This window comes from Oleiphilus messinensis, assembly GCF_002162375.1.
GTDB classification, from domain to species: Bacteria; Pseudomonadota; Gammaproteobacteria; order Pseudomonadales; family Oleiphilaceae; genus Oleiphilus; species Oleiphilus messinensis.
In genome coordinates, this window is sequence record NZ_CP021425.1 from 6,329,366 (window position 1) to 6,344,863 (window position 15,498).

General features: G+C 43.2%; 16 protein-coding genes. 6 read left to right on the forward strand and 10 right to left on the reverse strand.

Going from position 1 to position 15,498, the window contains the following annotated elements:
• Positions 1-5: 5 nt before the first annotated feature.
• The 3 genes from OLMES_RS27615 to OLMES_RS27625 form a co-directional block, all read right to left on the reverse strand.
• A complete protein-coding gene (locus tag OLMES_RS27615; protein ID WP_087464230.1) occupies positions 6-764 on the reverse strand; it encodes an AglZ/HisF2 family acetamidino modification protein in 759 nt (252 codons plus the stop codon).
• Entirely contained in the window at positions 758-1,375 is a 618-nt protein-coding gene (gene hisH / locus OLMES_RS27620; RefSeq protein ID WP_087464231.1) for an imidazole glycerol phosphate synthase subunit HisH, read from the reverse strand. The genes OLMES_RS27615 and hisH overlap by 7 nt, the downstream gene beginning before the upstream one ends.
• Positions 1,376-1,511: 136 nt before the next feature.
• Entirely contained in the window at positions 1,512-2,714 is a 1,203-nt protein-coding gene (locus OLMES_RS27625; protein WP_087464232.1) for a nucleotidyltransferase domain-containing protein, read from the reverse strand.
• 393 nt (positions 2,715-3,107) lie between these two features.
• Between OLMES_RS27625 and OLMES_RS27630 the strand changes: the two genes are divergently transcribed.
• The 6 genes from OLMES_RS27630 (at position 3,108) to OLMES_RS27655 (ending at position 9,270) form a co-directional block, all read left to right on the forward strand.
• The gene (locus tag OLMES_RS27630) at positions 3,108-4,307 is read left to right on the forward strand and encodes a hypothetical protein (protein ID WP_087464233.1); all 1,200 of its coding nucleotides are present in this window, start codon (positions 3,108-3,110) and stop codon (positions 4,305-4,307) included.
• An 88-nt stretch (positions 4,308-4,395) separates the two neighbouring features.
• Positions 4,396-5,586 (forward strand): UDP-N-acetylglucosamine 4,6-dehydratase, encoded by a 1,191-nt coding sequence (locus tag OLMES_RS27635; RefSeq protein WP_087464234.1) that lies wholly within the window; start codon positions 4,396-4,398, stop codon positions 5,584-5,586.
• A gap of 4 nt (positions 5,587-5,590) precedes the next feature.
• Positions 5,591-6,754 (forward strand): LegC family aminotransferase, encoded by a 1,164-nt coding sequence (locus tag OLMES_RS27640; protein ID WP_232465223.1) that lies wholly within the window; start codon positions 5,591-5,593, stop codon positions 6,752-6,754.
• 6 nt (positions 6,755-6,760) lie between these two features.
• Positions 6,761-7,810 (forward strand): Gfo/Idh/MocA family protein, encoded by a 1,050-nt coding sequence (locus OLMES_RS27645; protein WP_087464235.1) that lies wholly within the window; start codon positions 6,761-6,763, stop codon positions 7,808-7,810.
• Between the two features lie 67 nt (positions 7,811-7,877).
• On the forward strand, positions 7,878-8,498 hold the full coding sequence (locus OLMES_RS27650; protein WP_232465224.1) for an acylneuraminate cytidylyltransferase family protein: 621 nt from the start codon (positions 7,878-7,880) through the stop codon (positions 8,496-8,498).
• 1 nt (position 8,499) lies between these two features.
• Positions 8,500-9,270, forward strand: a complete 771-nt coding sequence (locus OLMES_RS27655; protein WP_087464237.1) for an oxidoreductase — start codon at positions 8,500-8,502, stop codon at positions 9,268-9,270.
• A 94-nt stretch (positions 9,271-9,364) separates the two neighbouring features.
• Here OLMES_RS27655 and OLMES_RS27660 read toward each other — a convergent pair whose 3' ends face one another.
• From OLMES_RS27660 to OLMES_RS27690, 7 genes are all read right to left on the reverse strand, one after another.
• Positions 9,365-10,069, reverse strand: coding sequence for a nucleotidyltransferase (locus OLMES_RS27660; protein WP_232465225.1), 705 nt, complete (start codon positions 10,067-10,069; stop codon positions 9,365-9,367).
• A 44-nt stretch (positions 10,070-10,113) separates the two neighbouring features.
• On the reverse strand, positions 10,114-10,632 hold the full coding sequence (locus OLMES_RS27665; RefSeq protein ID WP_232465226.1) for an HD domain-containing protein: 519 nt from the start codon (positions 10,630-10,632) through the stop codon (positions 10,114-10,116).
• 273 nt (positions 10,633-10,905) lie between these two features.
• Positions 10,906-11,373: a type II toxin-antitoxin system death-on-curing family toxin gene (locus tag OLMES_RS27670; RefSeq protein WP_087464238.1), complete on the reverse strand. Its 468-nt coding sequence runs from the start codon at positions 11,371-11,373 to the stop codon at positions 10,906-10,908.
• A 16-nt stretch (positions 11,374-11,389) separates the two neighbouring features.
• Positions 11,390-12,058, reverse strand: a complete 669-nt coding sequence (locus OLMES_RS27675) for a hypothetical protein (protein ID WP_198343159.1) — start codon at positions 12,056-12,058, stop codon at positions 11,390-11,392.
• A 93-nt stretch (positions 12,059-12,151) separates the two neighbouring features.
• Complete coding sequence (locus OLMES_RS28460) at positions 12,152-12,403, reverse strand: hypothetical protein (protein WP_198343160.1); 252 nt, start codon at positions 12,401-12,403, stop codon at positions 12,152-12,154.
• A gap of 420 nt (positions 12,404-12,823) precedes the next feature.
• Positions 12,824-15,190 (reverse strand): TOTE conflict system archaeo-eukaryotic primase domain-containing protein, encoded by a 2,367-nt coding sequence (locus OLMES_RS27685; protein ID WP_198343161.1) that lies wholly within the window; start codon positions 15,188-15,190, stop codon positions 12,824-12,826.
• Between the two features lies 1 nt (position 15,191).
• Positions 15,192-15,461, reverse strand: coding sequence for a hypothetical protein (locus OLMES_RS27690; RefSeq protein WP_087464240.1), 270 nt, complete (start codon positions 15,459-15,461; stop codon positions 15,192-15,194).
• Between the last annotated feature and the right edge of the window lie 37 nt (positions 15,462-15,498).

The window sequence follows — 15,498 nt, forward strand, 5'->3', positions numbered from 1 at the left end:
CCATTTTAAAATAAAGATTTCAATTCATCATAGCTCGGGTACGTTATGAGCACGGCTTTGTGCTTGCCATGAAAGACAAACATATCACCTGCCGCTACCGCCGACACACCGCCTTCGGAAACTGCTTTTGACATATCCTCCAGTTTCCCGGCCCCACCTGCAGCGACCACAGGTATATCTACAGACTCGCTAACCGCCTTCAATAAATTTAGATCGTATCCCTTACCTGTGCCTTCTCGATCAATCGAGCAAAGTAAAATTTCACCTGCACCCAGATCTTGCATTTTCCTCGCGTAATCGAGCGGGTTGATTTTAGTGCCACGGGTACCATTTTGAACGTAAACCTCAGATCGCCCCAAAAATGAGGTTTTAACGTCTATTGAGGCAACAATACTTTGAGATCCAAACACACGGCTTGCATTTCGGATCAGATCCGGGTTTGAATATGCCGAAGTATTCAAGATCACTTTTTCGATACCGATTTTAAAGAGCTTTTCGATCTCATCGCAGGATGTAATCCCGCCACCATAGCCAAAAGGCATGAATGCTTCATTCGCGATATCAACTAACAACTCGTAGTTAGGCCCCTGTCCACCTGAAGTCGCGCTAATATCCAGAAAGACCAGCTCATCGACTTCTTTTTCATTGAAAATCTTAACGGCATTGACGGGGTCCCCCACATACTTGTGATGCTTGAATTGGCGGCCTTTCACCAAGCCACCATCGCGCAACAAAAGGGAAGGTATAACGCGTACTCTCAACATAGGGATAAACTGATAAAATTTTTCAGCAAGTTCATTCCAAATTTATGACTCTTCTCGGGATGAAACTGAACGCCGAATATATTGTCTTTGTGTATTGCTGACGCAAAGTCATAACCATAAACCGTTGTACCCAGGGTATGCTCTTTATGTTTTACGACAGCGTGATAGGTATGCACGAAATAAAACCTGGCTTCCTCTTCAAAGCCATTAAACAATCCATCTTCTCTCGCGGGCGAAACAACATTCCAGCCCATATGCGGTACTTTCAATTTCTTTTGAGTATGGGTAAAGCTGAATTTTTTAACTTCTCCGGGTATCCAGCCCAGACCCGCTCGTGTGCCCTCGTCACTGCGCTCAAGGAGCAACTGCATACCGAGACAAATGCCTAAAAATGGCACTTTCTCTTCCAGAACTTTTTGCTCCAATGGCACGATAAATCGCTCAAGTTTCGACATTCCATTATCAAAAGCGCCGATTCCGGGCAAGATAATCGCTGTGGCTTCACGAAGAGCCCCCGGATCTGATGTGATCGACGCTTCGGCACCGATTTTCTTGAGCATATTTAAAATGGATCCGGTATTACCCGTCCCGTAATCTAGAATCAGTATCAATTTATTCTCGCAATCGATTATAAATAAGATTATTCATTTTTCTGGTAAGTTCCAGAATCACACTCGTAATCGTGTTACTTTCAAATCCTGACATCAACAGCACGCATTCTGCGATGCGATACCTCAATCACGAATATCAGGAAACATACTTACTCAAGAGTACTTTTCCTGCCCTTACAATACGAACAAAAACATACATCCAAGACAGGCGATCAGGTAATTGCATTGTTGCAAGATCTTTATCGGATGGTTGGAATGAAGAATAGATCGTTTTCAATTTGTTCATTGGTTTAGTTTGCAACCTGAGGCACCAAAGCCAATAACTGAATTGTGCCCTGATACCATGGGTCGTGAATTTTTTCGGGGGGCAACTCAGTATATCGGGTAGTATCTTTGCAGACAGTCTACATGCATTTTTCCAAACTTGGTTTCGGGCTTTTATTTGATACGGTACGGGGGTTCCAAACACAAGATTTGAGACCCTGAAAGCCACACCAACACAGGGCATGACCCCTAGCTTTTCGGCTTCAGCGACAACAATGGACCAATTCAGCTCGTTATTTTTGAGCATGTAATTGATATCGTTCAGCCAATGCAATCTCATCCAGTTATGTCGCGATCCATGCACACACAAATAAATGAATAACAATTCTTCAGCCAGCAAACGTACTTTAGCACCATATATCGTGTGTTCTTGTGAACCATTCCAGAGATCATCAGGGTCAATCGGCAATGCGGCGAAATGCGCTAATTGACAATGTAAATCGATCTTCAATTCTTTTTTAACAAAGGTTAACTCTTGAACGGACTGAAATTGTTTTCGTTTTACAAGCTCTCGTGCCGGGATTTTTGAGTCGAAATTTAAATCAAAGCCTAATTCAAACAATACCTCTGCGACGGCTGGAAAGTCTGCAGGTTTGATCAGTAAGTCAATATCGCTGGATTGACGTAATCCAACATCACCGTTAAAAAAAAGGTGTGTTGAGGACAATCCCTTGAGCAAAATGAGCGGAATATCACTTGCCGCCAATGCTTTCGAAATACTATTTAGTTCTTTGACCTGTCGTAAATTGGCTTGGGCGATCAAACGACGTTCTTTGCCCAGAGTCTCCATAACCCACCCTGGCACTTGCCCACGATGATTATTGAGTTCTCTGGCCAGAAGCAAAACCAATCGATGATATCGTGCGGATTCCAGCAGGATTGCCCAATCAACATCCAAAGACAGAAATTCCCTTAACTGGGATAGCTGATCCTGATTGAGTTCTAAATCACCACAACACAGGAGTATGATTTTTAATTCTACGGGAACTTCCAGCGGTGATTTAAGAATATCCATATCGCCAACAAATAAATATCTATACTTGAACAAAACAGAACAACGAATCAACCATAAAAAATTAACTCACTGATATAAAATAAGAATCATGTATGCTTTAGATTCCCGTGTAAACTCAATCTGTATTATGCAATTTTAGCAACAGAACGCTAACGCACAAACATTTCATCCGTAATCAACGCAATCATAGATCTGGGCTGGCATGCCAATATGAGAAATAACCACGATCATCGAGCTCCAGTTTCTCACGCTAAAGAGAGCGGGATTACTGGTTCTTCTACGAGACGATTTTAAAACTATACCATGAAGACACTCTTGTTCTTTGTTCTCTACTTGTTCCCACTCCTGCTACTTTTCAGCTACAGAAGTAAATATGGAGCTCGTGTTCTGAGAGTGAATTGTTCCAGTATCGTAATGCTCTTTTACATCATCAGTAATCATATTGGCTTGGTTTTTTTATTTTTCGCGGAGCATGGGGTAAAACAACTAAGCTACATCAATAAAGATACGGTTTTATATTTAGCCGCTTGTAGTTCTGTAGTGGTCTTTATTTATATCGTTATCGACGCACTTTTACTCAAAGTTTCGCCTTACCAACGACTTGTCGATGTCAAAGCAATCACTGACGAAAGAATAAATTACATCCCTATAATCGGTGTCGGATTAGTAACCGGCGCAATTGCAATGGCAAAGTTTTTGGACAATTCGCCTCTGTTGATGCTGCTATCCGGTGATTTTAGTGGCGCCCATTCTGCCCGATTGAGCACATATTCGGATGGCAATCACTTTTGGGGCATCAAACCCTCCTACCTGAAAATCATTTTTGAAGTGTTGTTATTCGCAATGACCATTCCTCTCGTTAAATTTGCAGCCAACAAAAAAACAGGTAACTTACTCATTTATATACCGCTTTTAATCATCGTTATGCTTGAGTCAATGTCGAATGTATCAAAAGGCGCACTGATTATCCCGTTATTCCAGATCTGGATATTGTATTCGTTGGTTTCCCATTCATCGCAACTCAACAACAGATTTGTTTTTTGGGCAGTTACTGTAACCGTTATCATAATCTCATCAATATCTGCCTACATCATGCACAAGAGCGCCATCGATTTTCTTTACCCGATTGAGAGGCTGACTTTGGGCAACCTAATACCGCAATACGTTGTAGTGAATTATTTCAACTTCGATAACATACTCTACGGTGCAACAGCACCGCGCTGGATGAGTTTCGGGGCACATACACAAATTCTGTTAGATGTCTTCGCCTGGAAAGAGCTCACCGGATGGTCTGATGGAAGCTTTTATACAGCACCCTCTTCTTTCGTTGCCCATGGTCACGCAAATCTCCATATATTTGGCGTAATGCTGCTCACTGCTGCAGTGTTTTTCTTTCTCAGGATGATTGATTTGTTATTGATTACGGTTAAATCTGAAACCATATACGTTGCACTCATGGTCTATACTTGTTACCACTTTTCCATTTTGGCTGCCGGGGCTTCAATCGCTTTCATGTTCGATTATTACTATTTTGCTGTAATACTGTTCGCTTTCTTTTTTTATTCCAAGTCATTAACACAAAAAAACGGGTAGCGTTTATTTTTAGCTACTTTTTTGGCAACGAGTGTAGAACGGAAGCAACAACACAAAATTCTGGATCCACTCCTGAGAAGATCATTCGATGATATCAATTTTACCTTTAATCGGTAGAGAGCAAGAACTCTTTGCCGATGATATGAATTCACAAGCAACAACCATCAACGAGATAGTTTCAAATTCAAAATTTCTTGTGCTTGGAGGTGCAGGCTCCATCGGACAAGCGGTAACCAAAGAGATTTTCAAACGAAATCCCTCGAAGTTACATGTTGTGGATATCAGTGAAAACAACCTGGTGGAACTTGTGAGAGATATCAGAAGCTCAGAAGGTTACATCGCTGGGGATTTTAAAACCTTCGCTCTAGATATCAACAGTATCGAGTATGACGCACTGATCAACTCTGATGGGGATTACGACTATGTTCTAAACTTGTCTGCCCTCAAACATGTTCGGAGTGAAAAGGATCCTTTCACCCTCATGCGAATGATCGATGTCAATATTTTCAATACCGACAAATCGATTGTTCAGGCCAGAATGGGTGGGGCCAGTAAATACTTTTGTGTCTCCACAGACAAAGCGACCAATCCGGTAAACATGATGGGTGCTTCGAAACGTATTATGGAAACCTTTCTCATGCGCCGGAGTACCGAGATTGATATTTCCACTGCAAGATTCGCCAATGTCGCGTTTTCCGATGGCTCACTATTACATGGATTTAACCAACGCCTGCTAAAACAACAACCCATCGTCGCGCCAAACGATATCAGGCGTTTTTTTATTACGCCAAAAGAATCTGGTGAACTTTGCCTGTTATCCTGCCTGCTCGGTGAAAACCGGGATATCTTTTTCCCCAAGTTATCCGAGCACCTTCACTTGCTTACATTCGCCGATATCGCCAAAAACTATCTGATACAGCGTGGATTTGAACCTTATCTTTGCCATTCTGAAGAGGAAGCGCGGCGTTTGGTAAGCGATCTACCCCGGCAGGGCAAATGGCCGTGTTTGTTTACACAGAGCAATACGACAGGTGAAAAAGAGTACGAGGAATTCTTCTCAGACACAGAACAGGTGGTTACGGATCAATTCAAGAGCATCGGTATTATCAAAAATGAGTGCAGGTTTAACGAAGACATGTTGACTGTATTCGAAAATGAAATTGCCGCAATGAAAAAGCGGGGCTTGTGGAAAAAAACCGAAATCGTTGATCTTTTTAACAAAGTAGTCCCTGAGTTTCAGCATCTCGAAACAGGGACCTACCTAGACAGTAAAATGTAATCACATGATGACAACATTTAATAAAGCTATTGTTGATTTCGTTCAGGATACGTACCAGACAAAAGACTTCATTCCGTTGCATGCACCGACGTTCATTGGCAATGAAATGGACTATCTAAAGCAAACAATAGACAGTACCTTCGTATCAAGCGTAGGTGAGTATGTAAACCAGTTCGAGTCTCAGATAGAGCAGTTCACTCAAAGCAGGAAAGCGGTTGCCACCGTCAATGGCACTTCTGCGCTTCATATTGCGCTGCTGATGGCTGGCGTGAAACCTCATGACCTGGTTCTCACACAATCCATGACCTTCGTTGCCACGTGCAATGTCATCCACCACATGGGGGCGGAGCCACTCTTTATTGATGTTTCTAGAAAAAGCCTGGGTCTCTGCCCGACAGCAGCCGCAGAATATTTAACTGCTCATACGTTCATTAATGCACAGGGACATTGCCAACATAAAACCTCCAACCAGATTATCAGAGCCATGGTGCCAATGCATACTTTCGGGCACCCCGCTGAATTGGATGAACTGGCGTCAGTGTGCAAACACTGGAACATAACGTTGGTAGAAGATGCCGCTGAAAGTCTTGGATCGTACTACAAAGGTCGACACACCGGGACGATTGGAAAATTCAGTGCACTCAGTTTCAACGGCAATAAAATCATCACAACCGGTGGTGGCGGGATGTTACTTTGCGCATCTGAAACAGATGGCATCCGGGCCAAACATATCACAACCACAGCTAAAATTGCCCATCCCTATGAGTTTGAACATGATGAAGCCGGCTTCAATTACCGGATGCCAAATCTAAACGCGGCACTGGGGTGCGCACAGATGGAGGTACTGCCGCTCTTTCTCAGGAAGAAAAGAGAACTTGCTGAACACTATCAAGCGTTTTTCAAGCAGTCGGAATTTGAGTTTATTGCAGAGCCAGAGTATGCAAAGTCCAACTATTGGTTAAACGCCATAATCTGTCCGGATGAAGCCTCTCGAAAGAGTCTGCTTAGCTATACTAACGAACAGGGTGTAATGACCCGACCCGTTTGGCGCCTCATGCACAAGCAGAAAATGTTCAGTTATGCCAAACAAGGCGTCTTAACCAATTCTGAATGGCTAGAGGGACGTTTGGTTAATTTGCCCAGTATGCCATTATTGAGCGGAACATAAGGAACTATGGCACATACATTTTTAGTTGTGGGACTGGGTAGCATTGGTCAACGCCACGTAAACAACATAAAAGCAATCCAACCTGAATCCCGTATTATTGCATTGCGAAGCAAACAGTCGTCGCAGCAACGTTCTGAAATTGCCTGTTCGGGCAAAATCGACCATATAATTTATGACATTGCAGCGTCAAAACAATTTGATATTGATGCGGCAGTCCTGTGCAATCCATCTCCATTTCACATCGAAATCGCCCTGGAGCTGGCACAGCGTGGTATCCATTTGCTCATCGAGAAACCCATCTCGAACACCTTGGACGGAATAGATGAACTGATTGAGCAAACTCGGAAAAACAATCTGATTCTACTCACCGGTTATAACTTTCGCTATTCCGAAAGTGCCAGAAAATTCAAACATCTTTTAGAATCCGGTGTTATCGGAGAGACACTCCAGGTCATTGTCGATACAGGCCAGTATTTACCTGACTGGCGGACCAACCGAGATTATCGATTCGGGGTATCAGCACAGGAAAATCTGGGGGGCGGGGTCTTACTCGAACTCAGCCATGAATTCGATTACCTGAGATGGTTTTTTGGTGAAGTCGCCGGATTATATGCAGACACGTCCCGTACCGGAACACTGGATATTGATGTCGAAGACAATGTTAACATCATTCTAACCTTTGTCAGCAAAGTCAAAGCGCTCATTCACATGGATTTTTTACAGCGTTCACCAACACGACTGTGCAAGGTCATTGGCAGCAGGGGCACGTTAACATGGAATGCAATTACAGGCGAAATAGCTTGCTCGGTTCCAGAAACGGCGATAACTGCAGAATATCCCGATAAGATTCAAACCGACCGGAATGACATGTTTATCGAAGAAATACAACACTTCATTGATTGTATGAATGGCGTCACTGAACCTTGTATCGGCAGAGACGAGGGAAAGAAAGCACTGGAAATTGCCCTGGCCGCAAAACTGTCGGCACGTTCGAATCAATTCATCCAACTCAATTCATCCAAATCGCCAGGTCATGACTCAATTGAAAAACAATAAGACTTGTATCGCGTTTATCTTTGCTCGTGGGGGTTCCAAAGGTATCCCGAGGAAAAATATAAAATTATTGAATGGTAAACCGCTCATAGCCTATTCGATTGAAAGTGCTTTGGCCTCTCCTCTAATTGATCGCGTTATTGTCTCCACAGACGATGAAGAGATCGCTGAGATCGCCCGGGAATACGGTGCCGAAGTGCCGTTTCTTCGTCCCGAAAAGCTCGCATCAGACCACGCGCCCGAGTGGATGGCTTGGCGACATGCCATTGAATTTATAGAAAACCAGGACGACACCTTCGATGTTTTTGTCAGTCTACCGCCAACAGCACCGTTGAGATCGCTTCAGGATATCGAACAATGCATCAATGCATTGGATGACGACGTTGATGTTGTGATCACAGCCCAAAAAGCAGATCGAAGTCCCTACTTCAACATGGTGACCTTGGATGCCAACCATCATGCATCATTAGTGATCAAACCGGACTCTGTGATTGCTCGCCGGCAGGATGCCCCCGCTGTATATGATATGAGCACGGCAGTCTACGTTACCCGCCCTCAATTCGTATTGGACAATAACAGTATTTTTAGCGGCTCGGTCAAAGCGGTTATTCTCCCCCCCGAAAGAGCTGTGGATATCGACACACCGATCGATTTCATGCTCGCAGAACTCATTTTGAAACAAGGTATTTAGAATGCTATCCGGACAAGTTATTGTAGTGACAGGTGGAGCTGGATTACTGGGAAGCGAATTCGTTAAAGCCATTGCCCGTGAAGGCGGTATTGCGATAATTGCAGACTTGAATGAAGAGCATGGGCGAACCCTGTGTCAGGATATTGAAACGGAAGGTAATACAGGCAGTGCTGATTTCGTTTCGCTTGATATCACATCCACAAGCTCGGTATTAGCAGCGATCACCGAAATCGCCTCGAAATACGGCAAGATCGATGGACTCGTCAATAACGCCTACCCTCGAAACAAGAACTATGGCCGAGGTTTCTTTGATGTCGATTATTCGGATTTCTGTGAAAATACCAATTTAAACATAGGCGGTTACTTTCTAACCTCACAGAAGTTTTCCGAGTTTTTCAAAAACCAGGGCCACGGAAACATCATCAGCATTGCATCAATCTACGGCGTCATCGCGCCAAGATTCGAACTTTACAACGACACTAACATGACGGTCCCCGTAGAATACGCTGTGGCAAAGTCTGCTTTGATTCACTTAACCAAGTACATGGCAAAGTTGCTTAAGGGCACAGGTATCCGGGTCAACTCAATCAGCCCTGGTGGTGTGCTCGATGCTCAACCCGATAGCTTCCTGGACGCTTACAGCGCTTATTGTTTAACAAAAGGCATGCTAGAAAAAAGCGACCTCGTCGGCACACTACTCTATCTCCTCTCAGATATGTCTAAATCTGTAAATGGACAAAATATTGTTGTAGATGACGGCTTTACGATTTGAGTGATTTTAAGTCAGACTGCCAATAATTTACGACAAATTGCTCAATCCGAAACGAGCATTCCGTTAATGATGCCCGTTCCTATTCTATCGAGACTTACAACGCACAATGATCACTAATACCGGCTATTTCGCCCGTTTGTAGATAGTTCACCCAGGCTTCATTGTGTTCATTACTGATAAGAGCCTGAAGCACTTGAGCTTTCATTCTGATAATTGGCTTGCCATCGGTACTACTGCGGCCACGAACGCGAAGATCATTCGAGGGATAAACCGACAATTCAACGGGGAACGCGCTGTCGATAAAAACGTGTGTATATTCTTCAACTCTCCCGTTTTTCTGAACCAATACTTGTTTCGTTTCATAGTGCCATCCAATTCGACGAAGTTCTTCTTCCAAAAATTCGAAACAATCCGTAAATACGTGGATATCAATATCACTACTCACCCGGATTCGACCTGTACTGACAGACCCGATAAGTCTCGGATTGAAATTGGATAGGTTTTCCATAATATCCAAAGCTACAATCCGCATGGCAAATAGTCTTGCAGTCCTGGCATCACCTTCTTTCAATTGCGCAAGTTCCGCAAGGGCATTGGCAATCTCACCATTTGAAGGCAGGTCTATTACACGAAAACTACCGCCACCACCTTGTTTGAATAAACGACGTGCAGCAATGCGTTTCGCATCAAAATACTGACTAACGCCTTCCTCATACATTAACTTTGCAGCGGTTTTAATGATTTGCTGCCGGATCTGGTGACTCTTCTTTGCTTTCTTTTTAACTTGAAATTTTCGCATCAGTAAGGCGGCGATTGGCCGCAGATGTTGAAAAATGATAAGAACTAATGAATCTCCGCAAGGCCGGATAAAACGAGTTCCAGCGCAACTTCGGGCGCGATAACATCAACGTCAACCCGCCTGCCTTTCAAATCCCAACGCCTTAACTGCTCCAAGTCAGTAAGTTGTTGTGAGCCACGTAATTTCTTGCGTGTACGTGCCGAGTGTTTGAGTAAGTCTAAATGATGCTCAACCAGCCAGATAACACGCGAAGGTAAAAGCCCAGCTAACATTTCTGCGCCAACGAGGTCATGGTGAGGAGGATCAATTGCTTTACCCAGATCGTGAAACAATGCTGCCGCCCACAACTCGGGATCATTAGTTTCGTTGTAAGCTAATTCAAATACCTGTAGGGAATGATAGAGTGCGTCACCTTCAGGGTGATATTGGGGTGATTGTTCTACACCTTCAAGATTGAGAAGTGCTGGGAGGAGTATTTGCCGTAGCTGATTAACGGAGAGCGATGATTCTGGCGGGAAATGGATTGTTGTAGGGTAAAAATCTAATGAATATTTTTTTCTCACTAATATACCGGTTTAACCGGCTGTCTGGAATTGGACTTTTTAAGTCAGGTGTAGATGCTATTACAGTAGGATTTCTATTTCAATCGCTTTCATGAAATAGAATAACAAATCAGAATATTGGTCTTGTGTGTTAACGGGTTTGGTTTTGTGAGATCCGATGGTCAGTGTTGTAAATACGCTTCTCATTTGTCGTATAGTGAGACTGATTAAAACTCTACCCCACGACTGTAAATTGACAAAAAACTATCATATTTTTCGGATAGCTGCTTAAGGCTAGTCCTGATCTGATTGTTGGGCTGCCTCAACAGCTTCTACGATGGCCAGCTTTATCTCTTCTGAATACTCATCTTCGTAAATCAGAGAACTGATGATTTGATGAAGCAGATCTTTATCGACCACATTGTCAGCCACCCATACGACAATGTTTTCCATCTCTTTGACAAATCGCTTTACCACATAGTCGAAACCATTCAACTCAAGGAAGTATGCGCCCAACACCAGTGAAGAGCGCTTATTGCCATCATTAAACGCATGGTTTTTGTTGATGGAAAACACCAAGTGGGTCAGCTTGTCCTCCATCTCAGGGTAATACCAATCATTTTGGATATGTTCTAAAGGGCTTTCCAACTGACCAATATCTTTGGTCCCTGCCATTCCACCGGTATGCTCGATAATCCAATCATGCTCTTGAGCTACATCAAAGTAGAAAAACCTTAACGCCGCTCCTGTAGTGTCGCTCATAGATACAGTCCTTTGACTAGCGGTCTTTCAGGCGCTCGAGCACCGCCAACGTTTCGGGATCACTCAATTGTTCCTCTAAAGAGCGGCTCTTTTCGCTCAGGAATCGTTCGAAATCGGCTTCTGGTACGGATTGTATGTAAGCTTCCAACTTCTCGTGTAGTGCATCGCGAAAGCATAAATCACGACTTGCCATCTTGGTTCGTGCATCCAATATCAGAGGTTTAAACAGGGGATGTTTTTCGAAGCTAGCAAACAGACTTTCAGCCTCTTTCTGTTTCAGCTTGCGGCCTTGGGCTTTACTTGCTTGTTCGAACTCATGTGCGATACCCGATTCGTAACTCGCAATCAGGTTCAACACTTCAGAATACAGTGTCTCACGGATATTCGTTTTGGCCGCCAAATTCAAAACCTTTTTATATTCGGCGGCTTTTTCCTGAAATATACTTTGGTAGATGAGATTGGTAAACCGGGCATAAGTCCATTTGTTGACCTCTACATACTTATCCAATGCATCTGTAAATTGGCGACGATAGTTCTCTTCTTGAAGTGCTGAGACCAAGTAGTTTTCATCTCGCTGATTGATGAATTTAGTGTGCCCTCCCGTTCGTTCTGCCATAACATCCAGTACGATATCTAACAGGCGAGAACGTAACTGGCGTGCTTGCTCACTTTCGGTCAGCAACATACCCAAGTTCAGCACTGCTCGAAAGTTAAATGCCCCAAGGACACTAGTTTTGGTACCGTAATTGATTACGGTACCATCCTGTAATATTTTGAATTATCTCAGTTTTTTACCTTTAAGGAGCTTATAGCCGTTCGCTTTTAATTCTTCAGCATGACTGACCAGATACTTCTCTATCGTACTATCGCTAACCTCATACAGCTCCATTACTTGAGATTTAGTAAATACCGTGTCACCTTCAAACTCCACACCGCCCAAGCTTAGGTGCTGCTCAGCCTGTTGCAGTGCATAGCGGTTGTTTAGGATATTCTGGCGGTCGTGGGAGGACTTGGTGAGGTCTTTGGCCATATTGTAACTAATCCTTATTTTTATAATTCAGCGTCAAGTTTACGATCTCTAAAAAAGATATAATTAGATCCACTGTTCGATTAGACCACATCACTTTGTGTACGGAATGTTTAGTACCCAATCTTCTTGCAATATCAATTGTGGCCTCAGAATTAAGAAGAAACTGCTCATGTATATCGGTGACAGAGTTATTCCAAGCAAAAAGCGAGAAGACAGCGAGCTCAAAGAGACTATCTGTTTGTTTAGGGTAGGGGTTTAATAAGGATATTTTATGGCTCATTATAATAATCCGAGCTATGCAATATCAGCTAAGCATAACTCGAACTACTAAAAGTGTGATACATTTTTGTCAATATATAACTGTATAAATAAAATAAAGTTGGACCCTAATATTTGATAGCCTTACAAAAAACTGAGCTATTAAACCAACTTACCTTGAATATACTGATCAGCACCGGCTTCTACAACAGTATAGCCTAATGCGCTGTAACCTTTCTGCCGCCTTTGAAACATTCTTTGTAGCATTGGTAATCCACTATCCACATAATCATAAATGACTACTTTGTCTTTTCCTTCTGCTTCGCGATGGATACGACCGGCATACTGAGCTAGCGAGCCTTTCCAGGAAATAGGAAGCGCCAGAAATAATGTATCGAGTTTTGGCAGATCAAATCCCTCACCGATGTATTTGCCAGTTGCGATCAGCACTTTCGTTTTATTTAACGAGTCCATGGCATCTTTACGCTCTTTAACTTTCATGCCTCCTCGAAGGATTGTATGAGAAACATCTCTGTCGCTTAAAAGCTCACTTAATAAAAGCGCATGTTCTCGTCTTTCAGTCAGAAGAATAGGATTACGCCCTTCGTTGACAGCAAGCACTAGATCTTCAGTAATCTGACGATTTCGTTCTTCGTTCTCCATTAACCATCGATATACTTCTGCGATATGGGGCCTCGACTCCGAGTCCAGCAAATTTTCAGGCGGAGTAGAGGTAATGGTTTTAGTGATTACCCGCTGCTCGAACTGGCTTTGCTTCGATGAAGTCACTGTATGGCGGATAGATCCTGCATGCATAAATATTATAGGCTGGTGACCATCCTGTCGTTGAGGTGTCGCCGTAACACCGAACACATATTTCGAGTGAATTTCATTGAGTAGGCGCTCATAGTTGGGTGCTGAAATATGGTGGCATTCGTCAATGATCACTTGGCCATACTCGAAGACACTTTGGTCCACAGTATTATCCTTTCGATTAATCAAGCTCTGGTAGGTGGCGATATCGATGATTCCTGTCGCTTTTCTTTTGCCGCCACCAATGACACCAATCTCTGCGTTATCTAAAAACATCGACAATCTCTCTTTCCATTGATCCAGTAGTTGTCGACTATGGACGAGTATCAACGTATTTACTTTGCGCTTATGAATGACGCCTATTGCCGTAACCGTTTTTCCGAAAGCAGTTGGCGCATGCAATACGCCCACATCATGCTTGCAAAGTGACTTCACAGCAGATTTCTGATCAGCTCTTAACTCGCCTTTAAATTTAATGGCTTTAAGCTTTTTCCCTGTTTGCCGCTTATCATCAATTTCTAGTTCAATGTCTTGCTGGCCGAGGATCTCGACAGTATCGTCATAAGATCCCCGGGGAACACATAGATAACCCTGCTCAATGGTTGCCAAACATATAAATCGGGGAATACCATTGGTCGAGAATCGCAGTGCCTGTGTCTTGAAGAATACAGGGTTTGAAAAACTCGCTACGCGCTTCATTCTCGCAATAAGTGCCTGAGGTAGGCCCTCAATAGGAATATAGATTTTGTTTGCCAAAACAAGACCGACATTTGCAGGACAGTTTTCAATTTTATCCTTTTTAACCGGGAAGGATTTCTCCCAAGGTTTCAGCTCCGGTTCACTCTCGCCGGTATCTTCCAATTGATCAAGCAGACTACTCAGTTCTCGCCTGCTAATTTTTCTGAGACTTTGGAGAATAGCCCATTGATCAGGATACGGGTTGAAATGCTCATCAACAAAAACAGAATTCCCAACTTGTCTCGGCCCATTCTGTAACGGCAGCGCAATGAGATTCCCAAAACCTCCTTCAGGCATGGTATCTTGATTCGGAAAAAGTCTATCGTAAGACTCGAAAGATAAACCAGCATGCTTTTCCATTGCCTTATCTAATAACGCAAAACCTAATCTGCGAGCATCACTCGCTGGCACAGTTTCTTCAAAGAATATCCAAACATGTGCGCCATTCCCTGATCGAGACCGCTCGACTATAAATGGTAAAGAAAAGTCGACACATGTCTGCCGAAATGCCAATACTGATGGCTGCCAGTCTGTCTTATCAAAATCGACGGCCAGAAACCAACAATCATCGTCCGGTAATAGAGGGTACAAACCTACGGTATGCTTACCCGCAAGGTGATCATAAATAACGGAATAATCTATCGGGACAAAGATGCGATGTGAACAATCCCCACATTTAATCCTGGGTTTATTGCAAATACCCTGTTTCCACTCATTGGCACAGGCGACAGAATAACCGCTACGGCCTTGTTTATTTTCCCATCGTAAAGAAAAGATGTCTGTTCTGCCTTTGAACAAACTAGAAAATAGCGCCACTTTTTGTTCAAGGCTGAGCAATTCAGTCTGTTGAGCGGTACGTAAACCCGAATGGCGTTCTTGCTGCAGGAGTTGCTTACGATTTAATAACTGATTTTTCTCCTTTTCTAGAACAAGTAAGCGCTCTTCTATTTGTGCTAACTCTTGTTCTATGGAAGTCATGCTAGTTCTTTGTTAAATGATCCATCTGGTGAAAAACAGTCAGTGTTCGTACTCTCGCCACCATGAAAAGCCCACCGGCCGATGCCAAAAGAATTGCCAAGGCATTCAACAATGCCCCTTTGTCAGAGAGAATAAAAACAAAAATTCCTGACGCATACAGAATCAGGCTTTGAAAACCTTGTTTTAACATTTTAGTAGGCAAGAACTGCAGTAACATCAAGAGTGTAATAAAGCTCATAAGTAGCGTAAAAAACAAATCAAATTTTTCCATAATCTCTAATTCCGTGCTCTTCTATAGTTTATTATAC